The following is a 17,662-nucleotide window of genomic DNA, read 5'->3' as shown; positions in this document are numbered from 1 at the left end:
ACACGGGGGATGCAAGGACGGCATGGCAGATTATGGCAGTGAACTGGTCGGCACTTCTCCGGCGATAGAAGCGCTGCGCCGGCTAGTCGAGCGGATCGGAGGCAGCCCAACGCGAACGGTGCTGATATATGGTGAGACCGGCGTTGGCAAAGGGCTGGTCGCGCGCATGATCCACCAGATGTCGAGCCGCGCGAACCGTGACTTCGTTGATATCAACTGTGCCGCTTTGCCCGCCAATCTGATGGAGTCCGAGCTTTTCGGTCATGAGAAAGGTGCTTTTACAGGGGCCATCGACCGCAAGCTGGGGCTGGTCGAGGCCGCCGATCATGGCAGCGTTTTTCTGGATGAAATTCGGGAACTGGACCTGACGTTGCAGGCCAAGCTACTGACATTGCTGGATACTCAACAGTTTCGTCGTGTCGGCGCCGTAAAGCCGGTCAAGGTGGATGTGCGGTTTATCGCGGCCACCAACAAGGTGCTTTTGTCCGAAGTGACATCAGGCCGGTTCCGCGAAGACCTTTACTACAGGCTACAGGTGGTTGCGGTGAACCTGCCTGCTTTGCGCGAACGCGGAGAAGATGTGCTGACCTTGGCGCGCCACTTTATCGCGCGCTTCAATAAGTCTTATGGCCGCACCATGCGGGGGCTGGCTCCCGAGACTGAAAAGATCTTTCTGCGATACACGTGGCCCGGCAACGTCCGGGAATTGGAAAACCTTCTGGAGCGGATCTTCATTCTTGAGGATGAAGACATGATCTTGCCACAGCACCTGCCAGACCGTATTTTGCGGTCGGTATCCGGGCGCGTCGACCAATTTGCAGCCATGCCTTTGAATGGCTCAGAAGACTATCATGCAGCGACTGATTCTTTTCAGCGCGCTATGATCAGTCAGGCCATGGCAGAGGCCAACGCAAACCCGCAGGAAGCCGCGAAACTGCTGGGTTTGTCGCGCCATGCCCTGCGCCACCAGATGACAAAGTTGGGCCTTCTGAAATCCTGAACTGTCCACTGCGTGATGCGCGCGCATGCGCGTGCTTTTCGCGCAAAGCCGTCCGGTTTTCCGACTGTGCGACGATGTTTGCAACGCGGATTTTGGCACGCAATGTGCATATTATTCGATGAAACGCGATGCGCGAGGAAATCGAATGTCTTCTATCAGAATCATCTGCCCGAATGGTCATCTGGGCTTTGCCCCACTCAAGACCGAGAGTTTCCGCCTTGCGGTTGAAACCAACCCGGATTTCATTGCCGCAGATTCCGGCAGCGATGACATCGGTCCTGTGCCCTTGGGCAATGACAGTTGTGCCAGCCCCCGCTCGTGGCAAGAGCATGACCTAGAGGAAATGCTGGTGGCCGCGCGTCGCCTTGGCGTGCCGATGCTGATCGGATCGGCCGGCGACACGGGCACCAATTCCCGCGTTGACATGTTTGTTCAGATCATCCGCGAAATCGCTGCGCGCCACAATATGGCCCCCTTCAAACTGGGGTGGTTCTATTCCGAGGTGGACCGCGCCCATGTCCTGTCCAAGATCCGCAGCGGGTCGGCCATTCGCGGGCTCGATGCGCGCGAGGATCTGACGGAAGCCGAACTTGACGCGACCTCGCGGGTGGTCGCGATGGCTGGGGTCCACCCTTTTGTGAAGTTGCTGGAACAGGGGTGCGATGTCATCATCGGTGGCCGCTCGTCCGATAGTGCAATCTTCGCGGCCTGCGCGCTGTTCAAGGGCTTTCCCGAGGCGCAAAGCTATTACCTTGGCAAGGTGCTGGAATGCGCTTCCTTTTGCGCAGAACCCTACGGTGCCAAGGAAACCGTCATGGGCGAGATCACGTCCGACGCGGTTGAGGTAACGGCAATGGCCTCTTGGCAGCGTTGTACCGTGGCATCGGTTGCAGGCCATGCAATGTATGAGCGGTCCAATCCGTTCCACGAGTTTGTGGCCGGTGGCATGCTGGACATGACACATTGCCATTATGAACAGGTCAGCGAGAAAACCACCCGCGTGACCGGAATGGAATTCGTTGCCGCCGATGACTTCCGGGTAAAACTGGAAGGCTCTGGCAAAGTGGGCGAGCGCTTCATCGGCATGGCAGGTATCCGTGACCCCTACACCATCGCCAATGTCGATGCGGTGATCGACTGGGCCCGCACCCAGACCGAGGAACGGTTCGGACCGACGGGTTGGGAATTGCATTACAATGTCTTTGGTCGCAACGGCGTGATGGGGGATATGGAGCCTTTGAAAGACAAGCCGGGCCACGAACTTTGCGTCGTGGTGCAGGGTGTGGCACCAACGCGCGAGATGGCCGAAGAGGTGTGCATGACCGGAACGCGCCAGATGTTCTATGCCCGCTTGCCGGATGTAAAAGGCACTGCAGGCGGCGTTTCTTTCGTGCTGGACGAGGTGTTGCAGGCAAGCCCGGCGTATCGCTGGACGCTCAACCACACAATGTCGGCCAGTGATCCGCTGGAGCTTTTCCCTACCCATACCGAAATCGTCGGCTGAGGTGCGCCATGAACAACGTCAAGAAACTTTCCGATCTCGCGAAAACCATCCGGTCCAAAAACGCCGGCACCGACAAGATCACCTTTGATATCATCTTCCGGGAGCGTGAGACCTACGATCTGGTCAAGCGGTCCGGCACGCTGACACGCGACAGCGTTTGCCAGATCCTGAACGTGGACTCTGAGCGGCTGACCGATTTTGTCGAGTATGATCCGGCCTATGCCATCAAGTTCACCATACTGCGCGTGCGTCCTTCAGGAAGTGCCGGAGACGGCGATATTTTCGGAGCACAGCAATATGCGCCATTCCTCGATGTCGAAGTGGATATTTCGGCCTGATCCCTTACCTGATGCGCGGCATAACACTTGGTGCCGCGCGACTGGAGTGTTCAACCAGATCATCGACTAATCTGCTAAGACTTTCAGACTTCTTGTCATGGTGGTGACACAACCACATGACTGCTAAACGATGCATCAAGAGTGCGCAGACATCTGCATGCTGCACATACTTTTGCGTCAGCGTTCCTCGAACTGGTCCAGCGGTAGCTTCAGATACCGCCGCCCGTTGGTCTCGGGCGCAGGCGCACGCCCCCCCCGGATATTGATCTGCAAGGCCGCAAGCATCAGCTTGGGCAAGGCCAGAGTGGCATCGCGGGCATCGCGTCGCGCTTGAAATGTTTCCTGATCAGGTGCATCGGCCAGATGGATATTTGCCGCGCGATGTTCTGCCACTGTGGCCATAAAGGCAGCGGGCCGGCCGGGGGCATAATCATGGCCGACAAACAGCCGCGTTGCGGCGGGCAGCGCCAGAATACCTTGCAAGGACTTATACAGTGCCGCCGATGATCCGCCCGGAAAATCAGCGCGACTGGTACCACTGTCGGGCATCATCAGCGTGTCATGCACAAAAGCCGCATCGCCCGCGACAAAGGTCACCGAGGCCATCGTGTGGCCGGGCGAAAACATCACCCTCACCGGCAAAGAACCAACCATGAATGTCTCGCCATCCGTGAACATGCGGTCCCATTGACGGCCGTCTGCCACAAAATCGTCACCAAGGTTATAGATTCCTTTCCACAGGGCCTGCACTTTGACCACATGTTCGCCAACACCTGTTTGTGCGCCGAGCCGGCCTTTCAGCCAACCGGCAGCGGAAAAGTGGTCGGCATGCGGATGGGTATCAAGGATCCACTCGACCGTGATCCCGGCATCGCGCACATAATCAAGGATCTTTTGCGCGTCCCGCGTTGCAGTCGTACCCGACAGCGGATCAAAATTCCAGACCGGATCAACAATCGCACCCTTCATGGTTTCCGGGTCATGAAAGACATACTGCCAACTACCAGTAGCTTCATCCCAGAACGAGGCAATAACGGGCGAAATGGTCATGGCAGGCTCCTTGCATTTGGGGCGCCCGGACAAGATGGTCCGGGCGCGATCAGGGCAGTAAGGCAAGATCACAGCATCTTGGTGGTGAAATACCAGTCTACTGTCTCCAACCCTTCGATCATGCGGGCATCAGCGGCATCTGTTGTCTGCGGGGTTGGCACGATGACCGGTTGGCCCGGATGCCAATTCTCGGGTGTCGAGACCTTGTGCTCAACCGATGTTTGCAGCGCTGTCACCAGACGCAGAAATTCGTCCACGGACCGGCCATTTGTCATCGGGTAGTAGACCATGGCGCGCAGCTTGCCTTCGGGGTCGATCACAAACGTTGCCCGCACGGCCTGCGTGTCCGACGCTCCGGGCTGGATCATGCCGTAGGCCTGGGCCACTTTCATATCAAGATCGGCAATGATCGGGAATTTGATATCCACCCCAAAGCTTTGCTTGATCGACCGGACCCAAGCGATATGGGCATAGTGGCTGTCGATAGACAGACCCATCAACTCGGTGTTGAGGGCCGCGAAGTCATCGGCGCGTTTGGCAAAAGCGGTGAATTCGGTGGTGCAGACCGGGGTAAAATCAGCCGGGTGCGAAAACAGGATCAGCCATTTCCCCTTGTAATCAGACAGTGATTTTACGCCATGCGTGGTCAGCGCGGTAAAATCGGGGGCGGGCTCGTTCATCCGGGGCAGACCTGCGGCAACGGTGGCAACGGTGGGGGTAATGGCGTTCATGGCATCCTCTGGGGGTTGGTGTTGTGATGACCAACAGATAGCCTGACAGAATAAATAGTTGAAATTAATTATATATCTTATAGTTATAGTAAAAATCTATTATAGGCCCCGCATGACCACTCTGCGCCAGCTTCGCTTTCTTGTCGCTCTGTCCGACACGTTGAATTTTTCGCGCGCGGCAGAGCGTTGCCATGTGACCCAGCCCACCCTATCGGCAGGGCTGAAGGAACTGGAAGATCAACTTGGCGTGCCGCTAGCAGAACGTTCCAAGCGGTCAGTCATGCTGACGCCCGTTGGGGCAGAGGTGGTGCGCCGCGCGCGAGTGGTGCTGAATGATGTGGCCGATATCGAGGCCTTGGCCCATGCGCAGGCAGGGACATTGCAGGGCGATCTGCGACTGGGGGCCATTCCGACGGTCGGGCCGTTTCTGGTGCCGCGCGCCCTTGGACTGCTGCGCAAGGCATGGCCGGATCAACGGCTGTTTCTGCGCGAAGAGTTGACCGACTCGCTGCTTGCCGGGCTTGCCGAGGGCAGGCTGGACCTTGTCGTGCTGGCCTTGCCTCATGCCGTAGGGTCCATCGAAACCGAACTGTTGTTCGAGGATGGCTATCAATTGGCCACATCCATCGGACATGCCTTGGCAGGCAGTGCCGAGGTGACAGGCGCGAAGCTGGCAGAGTCGTCAATTCTGCTGCTGGAAAAGGGGCATTGCCTGCAGCGTCATGCGCTGGAGGCCTATGCAGAAATGGGCGCACCGCCGGGCGATGCTTTTTCCGCGACAAGCCTGCCGACATTGATTTCCATGGTTGAGGAAGGGTTGGGCATTACCCTGTTGCCGCAGCTTGCGGTCGATGCGGGTATCGCACGCGGTCATTCCATCATACTGACGCCACTGCCAGGTGCCTGTCCCCGTCGCGTGGTCCTAGGTTGGCGTGCGACATCGCCGCATGCGCGCAGATTCCGCGAAATTGCCGGAATCTTCCGTCAGGCAAGGGCCAGCCTGCGCGCGACGATGTAAGGGTTCTGGGGATGCGCGCCAAAGACACGGTCTGCCACGATCTCGAACCCGGCGTCCCTAATCGCCTGCCGAAGTTGGTCGCCATTCAGTGGGTTTGCAACCGGGAACAACCCGATCACCCGCAGCAGGGGGAACAACAGGCGCAGTTTCAGTGCGACATCAGCAAAGCACCACGTTTTGCAGATCAACTGACCGCCGGGCGTCAGATTGTCGTGGATTCGGGCCAGTGTCGCGGGAAGGTCATCAACCAGATGCAGGACATTGAACGCACACACCGCGTCGAACGGCCCATCGTCGAAGGCCTGCACCGCGTCCGAGACTGTGAAACTGACTTTGTCGGATGACGGTTTGGCCTGCGCAATCCGCACCATCTGGGTTGAAAAATCGGTCGCTTTCCACTGCGCAACGTTTGGCGCAAGCCGGATCGCGGTACCCCCCGTGCCGCAGCCAATCTCAAGCACCTTGTCGCTGGTCTTCAGCCGCGCGGCCACGTCGGCCAGCATCGCCTCATAGGCGGCGACATCCTTGAGCGGGCGGGCGGCATACCGATCGGCGACCTTGTTCCAGAACCGCCTTTGTCTGGCCTGCGCCATCGCTTCTTCCTTTCTGAAAAACAGTGCCCCTAAACGGGATCGGTTGCCGTCAGCCCCAGCCGCGCCAGTAGATCACCTCGGTTCACCGCAATCTGCGCCACAGTCAGATCATCCAGCACCGCCATGAAAGCCCGTGTCGCCTCATGCAGCTTGACCGACAGCTGGCACACACCCCGCAGCTTGCAGGTGTTGCGTTCGGCACTGAAGCATTCCACCAGTTCAAGTGGCCCTTCGGTCAGGCGGACCACATCGCCCACGACAATCTCGGCAGCCGGACGCGCCAGCCGCATCCCACCGCGCGGGCCGCGCACTGTGTCCAGATACCCCGCCTGACCAAGCTGATGTACCACTTTCGTCAAATGGGCACGGTTGACCCGGTGCGCTTTGGCCACATCGTCGATCCGCACCAGATGGGGCGCGCGGATGGCGGCCATTTGCAGGATGCGCAGTGCGTAGTTTGTATAGCTCGTCAGGCGCAAGGCAGGCTCCTTTGTTGGGTGTGACAACGCGTCCCATAATGAAACTTGAATATGATCCAGCGTCACTATATTCATTCATTGAAAGTATATCAATAGAAAGGCCAACCAATGTTCGGCTTTGATGCTATCGAACTGGCTCGCATCCAGTTCGCCTTTACCGTATCTTTTCACATCATCTTTCCGGCCTTTTCGATTGGGCTGGCCAGCTATCTGGCCGTGCTGAACGGGTTGCATCTGAGGACGGGGCGCGACGTCTACCTCCGGCTTTTCAACTACTGGAAAACGATCTTTGCTGTTGCGTTTGGCATGGGCGTCGTGTCGGGAATTGTGATGTCATATCAGTTTGGTACCAACTGGTCGGTGTTTTCCGACAAGGCCGGACCGGTGATCGGGCCGCTGATGGGCTATGAGGTGCTGTCGGCATTTTTCCTTGAAGCCGGTTTCCTTGGGGTGATGTTGTTTGGCCGTGAAAAAGTGGGGCCAAAGCTGCATTTCTTTGCGACTCTCATGGTCGCAATAGGCACGCTTGGGTCGGCGTTCTGGATCCTTTCGGTCAACAGCTGGATGCAGACGCCGCAGGGCCATGAGATAAATGATGTCGGCCAGTTTGTGCCGGTGAACTGGTGGGCCATCGTGTTCAACCCGTCCTTCCCGTATCGCCTCGTTCATATGGTGCTGGCGGCCTATCTTACGACCGCGCTGGTCGTGGGGTCTGTGGGCGCATGGCATCTGCTGCGTGACCGTGCAAACCGAGGAGCGCGGGTCATGTTTTCGATGGCGATGGCCATGCTGATTGTGGTGGCGCCGCTTCAGATTGTGGCGGGCGACTTTCACGGCCTGAACACCCTGAAATATCAACCTGCCAAGGTTGCCGCGATGGAGGGCCATTTTGATCCGCATCCAGAGGGTCGCGCGCCGCTTATCCTGTTTGGCTTGCCTGATGCACAGAGTGAAACCGTGCGCTATGCAGTGCAGATCCCTTATCTGTCATCATTGATCCTGACCCATGATCTGTCGTCACCGCTGCCGGGTCTCACGGATTTCCCGCGCGAGGAACGTCCGCCGGTTGCGATTGTGTTCTGGTCATTCCGGGTGATGGTGGCCCTCGGCTTTGCCATGCTGGGCCTTGGCCTTTGGGCGGCCGTGCTGCGCTGGCGTGGGGCGATGTATGACAGGCCATGGCTGCACCGCGCCTCTGTTGCCATGGGGCCTGCCGGATTTGTCGCAGTGCTGGCAGGGTGGATCACCACCGAAGTGGGGCGGCAGCCATGGACGGTTTACGGTTTTTTGTCCACCAATGACAGCGTGGCTCCGGTTCAGGCTGCGGCCGTGGCGTCATCGCTTGTAGCCTTTGTCGTGGTCTATTTCCTGCTGTTTGGCGCGGGCACCATCTACATCCTGCGGCTGATGGGCAAGCGGCCCGATGAGGGCACCCCGATTGAAGTTCTGGGACCGACTCGCGCCGCGGGCATCACCCCTGCCCCGGCGGTCGACGACACATTCATCCCGGCGGAGTGACCTGACATGATGTTCGATCTTGCATTTATCTGGGCCGGGCTGATCGCCTTTGCGGTGCTGGCCTATGTCATCCTCGACGGATTTGATCTTGGCGTGGGTATACTGTTCCCCTTCATGCGGTCCGAAGCGGATAAGGATCTGGCCATGAACACGGTGGCTCCGGTCTGGGACGGAAACGAGACATGGCTTGTGTTGGGTGGTGGCGGGTTATTTGCCGTGTTTCCTTTGGCTTATGCCGTGGTGATGCCCGCGCTTTATGTCCCGATCATTGTCATGTTGCTGGCACTGGTGTTTCGTGGCGTGGCTTTTGAATTCCGCTGGCGCACCAAAGATGGCAAGTTCCTTTGGGATCTCTCATTTTTTGGCGGCAGTCTTGTGGCGACACTGGCGCAAGGCGTGGCACTGGGCGCGCTGGTGCAGGGTATTTCCGTCGAGGGACGCGCCTACGCAGGCGGAAACTGGGACTGGCTGACACCGTTCTCGCTTCTGACGGGGGTGGCGTTGGTTGCAGGATATGCCCTGATGGGGGCGACATGGCTGGTGATGAAAACCGATGGACCCGTGCGCAGCGTAGCCCAACGCATCGCGATATGGACGGGCGGGATGACTTTGGCGCTGGTCGGGCTGGTCAGCCTTATCACGCCTTTTCTGAACCCGCTTTATCTGGACCGTTGGTTTGGTTTTCCCAATGCACTGTTCACGGTTCTGGTGCCAGCTGCAATTCTTGCCGCCGCCTTTGTGTTCATCAAAGGTTTGCGCGAACAGCGCGACAGCTGGCCTTTTCTGGCAACGATCACCCTATTCGCTCTTAGCTTCATCGGGCTGGGGATCAGTTTTTACCCCTATATGGTGCCGCCCTCGCTGACGATCTGGGATGTGGCTGCCCCCGACGAAAGCCTGTGGTTCCTGTTGGTCGGTGCGCTGGTGCTGGTCCCGATGATCCTTACCTACACCGCCTATGCCTATTGGGTGTTCCGCGGCAAGGTCGATCCTGCCGGGGGGTATCACTGATGTCGAACACGTTGCGCAAGGCGCTGTGGTTCGCGGCTTTGTGGCTGGGGGGCGTGGGAACGTTGTTGATCGTCGCGCTGTTCATCCGGGCGATGATTTTCTGACCCCGAACCTCAATCCTTAAACCTATGGAGATATTATGAAAACGTTCCTCACGGCTGCTGTCCTTTCGCTTGCCGCAGCTCTGCCTGTTGCTGCCGATGGCCACCGCAATCTGGTCACCATTCTGACCGCTCCGGAACCGCAGACCCAGCTAATGGCGATGGTGCTGACACTGAACGCGGTTCAGCAAGGCGCGGCGGCACAGATACTGCTTTGTGGGCCCGCAGCAGACATTGCGCTAAACGATGCCCCCGCATCCGCCACCGCAGGACAGCCTCCGCAAAATGCAAGCCCGCAAGCGCTGATGCGAATGATGATGACTCAGCACAATGTGCAGGTCGAGGTCTGCGCAATCTATCTGCCCGGTCGGGGTGGCAACGTATCCGACCTGATCGACGGCATAACTCCTGCCGCACCCGACGCCGCAGCGCGTGCCATCATTGCGGATAACACCGTCGTCATGAGTTTCTGAACCAGAAACCGGCCCTGTTTTCCATGACGCAAAGGGGAACCGGGCCGCAACACAAGACAGCCGTATCAGATGAAGGCAAACGCCGGGCACGTGTGATCGTCGGTGACAACTGCGTTAACCGCGACTTAAGGAATCGGCCCTAGACAGATCTGGCGCGGCTTTGGTCGTGTTGCTGCTTGTGGGGGCGCAAGCCCTTGATGACGTGCTGCTTGCAATCACACGTCACACAAACGTTCCCCGCCGATCCCCCAGGTTCGGCGGGGTTTTCAGATCGGGCACAGGTCATCCCAACGCTCTTACCATGCTGTCCCCGCACGCAGTCGCATTCAGTGCCGTCTGACCCCTTTTCATCGGGGTCAAATTCCCTATGCTGACAGGGCGAGAAGTTGAGGGTTCGGAATGGCGCGGTCGATTGATTACGGAAATCTGATGCATCGCGCAATGCGCAGCCTGATCCAGTCCGTCCTGGCGGATGTGGGCAAGAATGGCCTGCCCGGTGCGCATCATTTCTTCATCACCTTTGATACCACCCACCCAGAGGTGGAGATGGCCGATTGGCTGAAAGCCCGCTATCCGGCTGAAATGACCATCGTGATTCAGCACTGGTTTGAAAACCTGACCGTGACCGACGAAGGCTTCACCATCACGCTGAATTTCGGCAATCAGCCCGAACCGATGGTGATTCCCTTTGACGCGGTGCGCACCTTTGTTGATCCGTCTGTGGAATTTGGCCTGCGCTTTGAAAGCCATGCCGAGGACGAAGACGACGAGGACGACGAAGACGATGATCCGCCGCCGCAGCACGATGCCGAGGTCGTCAGCCTGGACAAGTTCCGCAAACAATAGCGCCTTGTGCATTCGGATAATACGATGCGCATTCCTCGCAGTATGCGACGGTATGCCAATTGATTTTTCTGCGCCCGCACCGTAAGGACGGGGCAGCAAAATCAGGAGGCTTGCAGATGTCCGCCACCCAAAATACCCGCTCTGAGACCGACAGCTTTGGCCCGCTGGACGTTCCCGCCGACAAATACTGGGGCGCGCAGACTCAGCGCTCTATCATCAACTTCCCGATTGGCTGGGAAAAGCAGCCAGTTGCCATCATCCGCGCCTTGGGGGTGATCAAGAAGGCTTGCGCGCTGGTCAACATCGACCAAGGCGACATCCCGGCAGAGTTGGGCAATGCGATTGCCGCTGCCGCCACCGAGGTGATCGACGGCAAGTTCGACGACAATTTCCCGCTGGTGGTCTGGCAAACCGGGTCCGGCACGCAAAGCAACATGAACGCGAATGAGGTGATCTCGAACCGCGCAATTGAAATACTGGGTGGGGTGATGGGGTCGAAAAGACCTGTCCACCCGAATGACCATGTAAATATGGGCCAGTCCAGCAACGACACCTTTCCCACCGCGATGCATGTGGCGACCGGCATGATGGCGCGTGACGTGCTGCTGCCGGGCCTGGAAAAGCTGCATGCAGCTCTTGCCGCAAAATCCGAAGAGTTCAAGGATATCATCAAGATCGGCCGCACCCATACGCAGGATGCAACGCCGCTGACACTTGGTCAGGAATTCGGCGGTTATGCCAAGCAGGTCGAAAAGGGCATCGAGCGGGTGAAAATGTGTCTGCCCGACATGTATGAGCTGGCCCAGGGAGGCACCGCCGTTGGCACCGGCCTGAACACCCGTGTTGGCTGGGATACTCGCGTGGCAGCAGCCATTGCCGAAATCACCGGCCTGCCCTTCGTGACCGCGCCCAACAAGTTTGAAGCACTCGCCGCGCATGATGCCATGGTGATGTTTTCCGGCGCCCTGAAAACCGTGGCCGCCAGCCTGTTCAAAATCGCCAATGACCTGCGCCTTCTGGGCTCTGGCCCGCGATCGGGTCTGGGTGAGTTGATCCTGCCAGAAAATGAGCCCGGATCGTCGATCATGCCGGGCAAGGTGAACCCGACACAAGCCGAGGCGCTGACCATGGTCTGCGCGCATGTCATGGGTAACGATGCCGCCATCGGCTTTGCCGGATCGCAGGGCCATTTCGAGTTGAACGTCTATAACCCGATGATGTCGTATAACCTGTTGCAATCCATGCAGCTTTTGGGCGATGCGGCCGCGTCCTTCACCGACAACATGGTTGTGGGCACCCAAGCCAATGTGGCGCGCATCGACAAACTGATGAAGGAATCGCTGATGCTGGTCACGGCGCTGGCACCTACCATCGGCTACGACAACGCCACAAAGGTCGCGAAAACTGCACACAAAAACGGCACCACCCTGCGCGAGGAAGCGATTGCGCTTGGCTTTGTCGATGGCGAAACCTTCGACCGCGTCGTGCGGCCCGAAGACATGATCGGCCCGAAAGGCTGATGGCGGACATCATCAACCTGCGCCAGAAGAAAAAGCAGGCCGCCCGCAAAGCGGCCCGCGCGCAAGGTGATGAGAACGCGGCAAAGTTCGGCCTGACCCGGTCCGAGCGCGACCGGCAAAAGGCCGAGGCAGAGAAAACCACCCGCGATCATGCAGCCCACAAACGCGAGCCGTAGGGCGGGGTTTACCCCGCCTTGCGCGTGCCGGAGCGAAAGGCGGGGTGAACCCCGCCCTACCCCCTACTCTTGCAGCGCAGCCCTGCGCCTGCTAGGGCGATGGCATGCTGTCATATCAACACCTGTATCACGCCGGAAACCTTGCCGATGTCCATAAGCACGCTTTGCTCGCGTGGACGCTGGATTATCTGACCCGCAAGGACAAACCGCTAACCTATGTGGAAACCCACGCGGGGCGGGGTCTCTATGACCTGACCGCCCCCGAGGCGGTGAAAACCGGCGAGGCAGCAAAGGGCATCGCCATTGCCGAAGGCTGGTTTCCCGCCACCCATCCTTATACTCGCGCACTGGCCGCAACCCGCGAACAACGCGGGCCGAACGCCTATCCCGGCAGCCCGCTGATCGCTGGGCATCTCTTGCGTGACATCGACAGCATGCACCTCTGCGAGTTGCACCCGCAGGAACATGCCGCACTGGATTATGCCGCAGCCCCCTTTGGCGCCAAGGTGTATCACGAGGATGGTCTTGCCAAGGCTGTGTCGATCTGCCCGCCGACGCCCCGGCGCGGAATGGTGCTGATCGATCCGTCCTACGAGGTCAAAACCGACTATGAGACGATCCCCCGCGTGCTGGGCCAGTTGCACCGCAAATGGAATGTGGGTCTGATTTACCTGTGGTATCCGATCCTGCGCGAAGGCTATCACAAGCCGATGCTGGCCGAGATAAAGGCGATGGCACCCGAGGCGCTGATCCACGAGGTGCGCTTTCCCCCTGTGCGCGATGGGCACCGGATGGAAGGGTCAGGCATGGTGATGATAAACCCGCCCTTCGGGATTGAGGATCAGACAAAGCGGCTGAGCGCCTTGTTTCGCAAGCTGGGTTAACACACTCACGTGTCATTGTGACCAATGACACGCGACACGCTCTAATCGCCCAGCATCCGCACCGCCATTTCGGTCAGATCACGGCTTAGCCCATCGGTGGCCAGCATCCGCTGCAATGCCTCGCGCACCATGGCCTGACGGTCGGCATCATAGCGCGGCCATGTGTCAAAGGCGGTGGACATGCGCGCCGCCGTTTGCGGGTTCAGCGGGTCCAGCCGCAAAAGCCATTCCGCCACAAGGGCATAGCCCGCGCCGCTGCTGTGGTGAAAGCCCGCATGATGGCCCGACAGCGCACCGATCACGCTGCGAAAGCGGTTGGGGTTCTTCCAGTCGAAATCCGGGTGCTGGGTCAGGGTCTGCGTCACTTCCGCTGCGCGGTCGGGCGCGGCATAGGCGATTTGCAGCGCGAACCACTTGTCCATCACATTGCGGTCGGAACGCCAGCGCGCCTCAAACCGCGCCAATTCCTCTGCACCCTGCCCGATATCGAGCAGGCAAGACAGCGCGCCCACCTCCTCGGTCATGTTGTCAGCCGCGCGATAGGCGGCGCGCGCCGCCGTGCCGCCATCGACGCGCGACAGCAGCGACAGCGCCGCCAACCGAAGCGCGCGACGACCTGCGGCACGGGCATCAGGGGTAAACGGCCCCGGCTCGGCCAAGGATGCGATCAACCCCGGCAAATCGGGTGCCAGCCGCCGGGCAAGCGCATCACCCATCCGTCTGCGCCCCGCGTAAATGCCAGCAGGATCAGGCACATGGCCAGCTGCGTGCTGCGTTTGTGCCATGTCATCCTCGGATGGCAAGCGCAGACACAGCGCGCGGAAGGCCGGATCCAGGCTGCCATCCTGCGCCACCCGCGCCATCGCTTCCAGCCAGCCCGGCCCGATGGCCGCGCCCTCGGTCACCATCCGCGCTAGCAGATCCTTGGCCAAGGCGCGCCCGGCTTCCCATTTGTTGAACGGGTCAGTATCGTGGGCCAGCAAGAACGCCCGCTCTTCGGCACTGACCGCGCGTTCCAGCACCACGGGCGCAGAAAACCCACGCAGCACCGAGGCGACAGGCCGCGTCGCCAACCCCTCAAAGGCAAAGGACTGCCGCATATGCGTCATTTCCAGAACCGTGGTCGGCAGCACCTCATCGCCATTGGGGTTCAACAGACCCACGGCAATGGGCAGAACTTTGGCCCCTTTGACCGGCTGTCCGGGTGTAGCAGGATTTTCCTGTTCGAAATGAAGAGTATAGGTGTCGTTGTTAAAGTCATCTGACACCTTCAGCCGGGGCGTCCCCGCTTCGGAATACCAGCGTTTGAACTGGGTCATATCCCGGCCTGTGGCATCTTGGAACACGCACAACCAATCTTCGATCGTGGCGGCCTGCCCATCATGCCGGTCGAAATACAGATCGAGCGCGCGCGCATAGCCATCGTCGCCCACCAGACGGCGCAGCATCCCGATCACCTCGGCGCCCTTTTCGTAGATCGTCGCGGTGTAGAAGTTATTAATCTCTACATAAGATTCGGGGCGCACCGCATGGGACAGCGGCCCCTGATCCTCGCGGAACTGACGGGCGCGCAGCATCAGCACATCCTCGATCCGCTTTACCGCATGGGACCGCATATCGCCGGTGAACTGCTGATCGCGGTACACCGTAAGCCCTTCTTTCAGGCACAGCTGAAACCAGTCGCGGCAGGTGATGCGGTTGCCGGTCCAGTTGTGAAAGTACTCATGCGCGATGATCGCCTCGATCCGGGCGAAGTCGTCATCGGTCGCCGTCTCGGGGCTGGCCAAAACGAACTTGGAGTTGAAAATGTTCAATCCCTTGTTCTCCATGGCGCCCATATTGAAGTCATCAACTGCCACAATGTTGAAAATATCCAAGTCGTATTCGCGGCCGTAGACCTGTTCATCCCACTTCATCGACCGGATCAGGCTGTCCATCGCATAGGCACAGCGCCCCTCATCCCCCGGACGTACCCAGATGTTCAGCGCGACATCGCGGCCTGACAAAGTGCGGAACGTGGCGGAATGGGCGCGCAGATCGCCCGCGACAAGGGCGAACAGATAGGCAGGTTTGGGCCATGGGTCATCCCATTCGGTCCATCCCGGCCCTTGATCCACCAGATTGCCGTTCGACAATAGCACCGGATGATCACCATTCACCCGCACCCGGAACCGCGCCATCACATCGGGGCGGTCGGGGTAAAAGGTGATCTTGCGAAAACCCTCCGCCTCACATTGGGTACAATACATGCCGCGCGACATATACAGCCCTTCCAGCGCGGTATTGCCCTCGGGCGCGATTTCCACCTCGGTTTCCAGCACGAAAGCTGTGTCGGGAAGGTCCGCCGCCCGGATCGTGAGGCCGGTTTCATCGGGCTGTACGGTCAACTCCCGCCCATCTACCGCCAACCGCACCAGCCGCAAGCCTTCGCCATCCAGCCGCAGATCAAGCCCCTGCTCCCGCGCGGGATTTGGCCGCACCGCTAGCCGCGCCTGCACGCGGGTTGCGTTTGGCGACAGGTGAAAGGTCAGCGCGACATGTTCGATCAGGTGCGAAAACGGCTGGTAATCGGCAAGGTGAATGGCGCGGGCGTCTGTCATCGGGGGGTCCTCCTGCCCGGCCAAGCTATGCGCCCTGTCGGCGCGTGCAACCCCGAACACAGCGGCGAAGGGCAAAAATCGCACGGGCTGCGGGCAGATCAGGTCTTTACGAATCTGCGCCAACCGCTATCTGTTTGTTCCATGAATGTTCTTGCATGGCTCAAACGCGATCTGCGTATCCACGACCACCCCGCACTGGGGCAAGCGGCGGAAATGGGGGCGATTTTGCCGCTGTATATAGTAGAGCCGGAGTATTGGGCGCTGCCCGATACCTCGGCCCGGCAGTGGGAGTTTACTGCCGAATGCCTGACCGATCTTCGCCGCGATCTGGCGGGGCTTGGTGCGCCCTTGATCGTGCGGGTGGGCGACGCGGTGGATGTGCTGGACAGGCTCTGCCGCCAGAACCGGATCAGCCGCATCATCAGCCATGAGGAAACTGGCAATCTGTGGACCTTTGCCCGCGACAGGCGGGTGGCGGCATGGGCTAGACAGGCGGGGATAGAGTGGAAAGAACTGCCGCAGTCGGGCGTGGTGCGGCGGTTGGCCGGGCGCGATGGCTGGGCGCGACGTCGCGACAGCTTTACCGTGCAGCCCCAAGTGCCCGCCCCCATCGCGCTGACCCCGGTTGCCGGAGTAGAGCCGGGGGTGATCCCCACCGCCCGCGCGCTGCGTCTGGGGGAAGACCGCTGCGCCCATCGCCAGACCGGCGGGCGGCAGCACGGGTTGCTGGCGATGGAGAGCTTTCTGACCAAGCGGGGCGAGCCTTATCGCGCAGCAATGTCCTCGCCCCTGACAGGGGAACGCGCCTGCTCGCGGCTGTCGCCATATCTGGCGATGGGCGCGCTGTCAGGGCGAGAGACGGCGCAGGCCACAACCGCCCGGCTGGCTGAGCGGCCCGGCGGGCGTTGGCCGGGGGCGCTGGCCAGCTTTCAAAGCCGCTTGGCATGGCGCGATCACTTCATGCAAAAGTTGGAGGATGAGCCGCAGATAGAGGTGCGATGCCTGCACCGTGCCGCCGAAACCCTGCGCCCGCGCGACCCTGATGCCACGCGTTTGGCGGCGTGGGATGCTGGGGAAACCGGGCTGCCCTTTGTCGATGCCTGCATGCGCTATCTGGCGGCGACGGGCTGGCTGAACTTCCGCATGCGCGCGATGGTGACATCGGTGGCGTCCTATCATCTGTGGCTGGATTGGCGGGCAACAGGGCCGGTGCTGGCGCGGCGCTTTACCGATTACGAGCCGGGGATTCATTGGCCTCAGGTGCAGATGCAATCGGGGACAACGGGCATCAACACGCCGCGCATCTACAATCCGGTGAAACAGGGGCAGGATCAGGATCCGACCGGCGCTTTCACCCGTCGCTGGCTGCCGGAACTGGCCGAGGTGCCGGATGCATTCGTGCAGACCCCGTGGCGATGGGAGGGCGCGCGGGGCCTGTTGGGGCGGCGCTATCCTGAACCTTTGGTCGATGTAGCGGCGGCCGGGCGCGCCGCCCGCGACGCGGTGTTTTCCTTGCGCAAAGTCGCGCCACGCGCCGAGATCGTTGAGATAATCGAACGCCACGCCAGCCGCGCTGATCCGCGCTTTGTCAACGACCGCGCCCCACGGCGGCGCGCTCAGGTGGCGTCGGCGCAGCTGAGCCTTGGGCTGTAGCCCATGGCAAAGATGGTGAAAAAGGGTGACCTGCCAAGCAAACCCTGCACCCATTGCGGCCGCCCGTTTGCGTGGCGCAAGAAATGGGAAAAGGTCTGGGATGAGGTCCGGTTTTGTTCGGACCGCTGCCGGGGTGAGGCAAAGCGCAAAGCGGGCAACGGTTGACG

General features: G+C 60.0%; 19 protein-coding genes. 14 read left to right on the top strand and 5 right to left on the bottom strand.

Annotated elements, in window-relative coordinates:
- The first annotated feature begins 22 nt into the window (after positions 1-22).
- The 3 genes from Q8K08_RS08345 (at position 23) to Q8K08_RS08335 (ending at position 2,842) form a co-directional block, all read left to right on the top strand.
- Complete coding sequence (locus tag Q8K08_RS08345) at positions 23-1,000, top strand: sigma-54-dependent Fis family transcriptional regulator (protein ID WP_304800876.1); 978 nt, start codon at positions 23-25, stop codon at positions 998-1,000.
- 145 nt (positions 1,001-1,145) lie between these two features.
- Complete coding sequence (locus tag Q8K08_RS08340) at positions 1,146-2,504, top strand: acyclic terpene utilization AtuA family protein (protein WP_304800878.1); 1,359 nt, start codon at positions 1,146-1,148, stop codon at positions 2,502-2,504.
- A gap of 8 nt (positions 2,505-2,512) precedes the next feature.
- Positions 2,513-2,842, top strand: coding sequence for a DUF4387 domain-containing protein (locus tag Q8K08_RS08335; RefSeq protein ID WP_304800880.1), 330 nt, complete (start codon positions 2,513-2,515; stop codon positions 2,840-2,842).
- A gap of 177 nt (positions 2,843-3,019) precedes the next feature.
- Here the strand turns inward: Q8K08_RS08335 and Q8K08_RS08330 are convergent, their stop codons facing one another.
- Both Q8K08_RS08330 and Q8K08_RS08325 read right to left on the bottom strand, forming a co-directional pair.
- Positions 3,020-3,892, bottom strand: coding sequence for an MBL fold metallo-hydrolase (locus Q8K08_RS08330; RefSeq protein ID WP_304800882.1), 873 nt, complete (start codon positions 3,890-3,892; stop codon positions 3,020-3,022).
- Between the two features lie 68 nt (positions 3,893-3,960).
- Positions 3,961-4,623, bottom strand: coding sequence for a peroxiredoxin (locus tag Q8K08_RS08325; protein ID WP_305249759.1), 663 nt, complete (start codon positions 4,621-4,623; stop codon positions 3,961-3,963).
- A gap of 112 nt (positions 4,624-4,735) precedes the next feature.
- Between Q8K08_RS08325 and Q8K08_RS08320 the strand changes: the two genes are divergently transcribed.
- Positions 4,736-5,641 carry a hydrogen peroxide-inducible genes activator gene (locus tag Q8K08_RS08320; RefSeq protein WP_305249758.1) on the top strand — a complete coding sequence of 302 codons (906 nt, stop codon included), beginning with the start codon at positions 4,736-4,738 and terminating at the stop codon, positions 5,639-5,641.
- Here Q8K08_RS08320 and Q8K08_RS08315 read toward each other — a convergent pair.
- Together Q8K08_RS08315 and Q8K08_RS08310 are read right to left on the bottom strand one after the other, a co-directional pair.
- Positions 5,608-6,234 (bottom strand): bifunctional 2-polyprenyl-6-hydroxyphenol methylase/3-demethylubiquinol 3-O-methyltransferase UbiG, encoded by a 627-nt coding sequence (locus Q8K08_RS08315; RefSeq protein WP_304796879.1) that lies wholly within the window; start codon positions 6,232-6,234, stop codon positions 5,608-5,610. The genes Q8K08_RS08320 and Q8K08_RS08315 overlap by 34 nt on opposite strands.
- 29 nt (positions 6,235-6,263) lie before the next feature.
- Complete coding sequence (locus tag Q8K08_RS08310; RefSeq protein ID WP_305249757.1) at positions 6,264-6,713, bottom strand: Rrf2 family transcriptional regulator; 450 nt, start codon at positions 6,711-6,713, stop codon at positions 6,264-6,266.
- Between the two features lie 108 nt (positions 6,714-6,821).
- Here Q8K08_RS08310 and Q8K08_RS08305 point away from each other — a divergent pair, with 108 nt between their 5' ends.
- From Q8K08_RS08305 to Q8K08_RS08270, 8 genes are all read left to right on the top strand, one after another.
- Positions 6,822-8,231 carry a cytochrome ubiquinol oxidase subunit I gene (locus tag Q8K08_RS08305; protein ID WP_305249756.1) on the top strand — a complete coding sequence of 470 codons (1,410 nt, stop codon included), beginning with the start codon at positions 6,822-6,824 and terminating at the stop codon, positions 8,229-8,231.
- Positions 8,232-8,237: 6 nt separating this feature from the next.
- Positions 8,238-9,242: a cytochrome d ubiquinol oxidase subunit II gene (gene cydB, locus Q8K08_RS08300; RefSeq protein WP_304800915.1), complete on the top strand. Its 1,005-nt coding sequence runs from the start codon at positions 8,238-8,240 to the stop codon at positions 9,240-9,242.
- Complete coding sequence (locus tag Q8K08_RS08295; RefSeq protein WP_304800917.1) at positions 9,242-9,346, top strand: DUF2474 domain-containing protein; 105 nt, start codon at positions 9,242-9,244, stop codon at positions 9,344-9,346. Before cydB ends, Q8K08_RS08295 begins: the two co-directional genes overlap by 1 nt.
- Positions 9,347-9,381: 35 nt before the next feature.
- Entirely contained in the window at positions 9,382-9,816 is a 435-nt protein-coding gene (locus tag Q8K08_RS08290; protein ID WP_304800919.1) for a hypothetical protein, read from the top strand.
- A gap of 399 nt (positions 9,817-10,215) precedes the next feature.
- A complete protein-coding gene (locus tag Q8K08_RS08285) occupies positions 10,216-10,662 on the top strand; it encodes an SspB family protein (protein ID WP_304800922.1) in 447 nt (148 codons plus the stop codon).
- A gap of 116 nt (positions 10,663-10,778) precedes the next feature.
- Positions 10,779-12,182 (top strand): class II fumarate hydratase, encoded by a 1,404-nt coding sequence (gene fumC / locus Q8K08_RS08280; protein WP_304800924.1) that lies wholly within the window; start codon positions 10,779-10,781, stop codon positions 12,180-12,182.
- Positions 12,182-12,358: a DUF4169 family protein gene (locus Q8K08_RS08275; RefSeq protein WP_304800926.1), complete on the top strand. Its 177-nt coding sequence runs from the start codon at positions 12,182-12,184 to the stop codon at positions 12,356-12,358. The genes fumC and Q8K08_RS08275 overlap by 1 nt, the downstream gene beginning before the upstream one ends.
- A gap of 104 nt (positions 12,359-12,462) precedes the next feature.
- Complete coding sequence (locus tag Q8K08_RS08270) at positions 12,463-13,242, top strand: 23S rRNA (adenine(2030)-N(6))-methyltransferase RlmJ (protein ID WP_304800929.1); 780 nt, start codon at positions 12,463-12,465, stop codon at positions 13,240-13,242.
- A 41-nt stretch (positions 13,243-13,283) separates the two neighbouring features.
- On the opposite strand, the gene pepN is transcribed toward Q8K08_RS08270, so the two are convergent.
- Entirely contained in the window at positions 13,284-15,842 is a 2,559-nt protein-coding gene (gene pepN, locus Q8K08_RS08265; protein WP_305249755.1) for an aminopeptidase N, read from the bottom strand.
- Between the two features lie 141 nt (positions 15,843-15,983).
- On the opposite strand from pepN, the gene Q8K08_RS08260 reads away from it, so the two are divergent.
- Positions 15,984-17,495 carry an FAD-binding domain-containing protein gene (locus tag Q8K08_RS08260; protein ID WP_305249754.1) on the top strand — a complete coding sequence of 504 codons (1,512 nt, stop codon included), beginning with the start codon at positions 15,984-15,986 and terminating at the stop codon, positions 17,493-17,495.
- Positions 17,496-17,498: 3 nt separating this feature from the next.
- The gene (locus Q8K08_RS08255) at positions 17,499-17,660 is read left to right on the top strand and encodes a DUF2256 domain-containing protein (protein WP_304800936.1); all 162 of its coding nucleotides are present in this window, start codon (positions 17,499-17,501) and stop codon (positions 17,658-17,660) included.
- The last annotated feature ends 2 nt before the right edge of the window (positions 17,661-17,662 follow it).

Origin of the sequence: Pseudotabrizicola sp. (assembly GCF_030684215.1) — a bacterium.
Taxonomy (GTDB): domain Bacteria; phylum Pseudomonadota; class Alphaproteobacteria; order Rhodobacterales; family Rhodobacteraceae; genus Pseudotabrizicola.
This window is presented reverse-complemented; position numbering and strand designations above follow the sequence as displayed.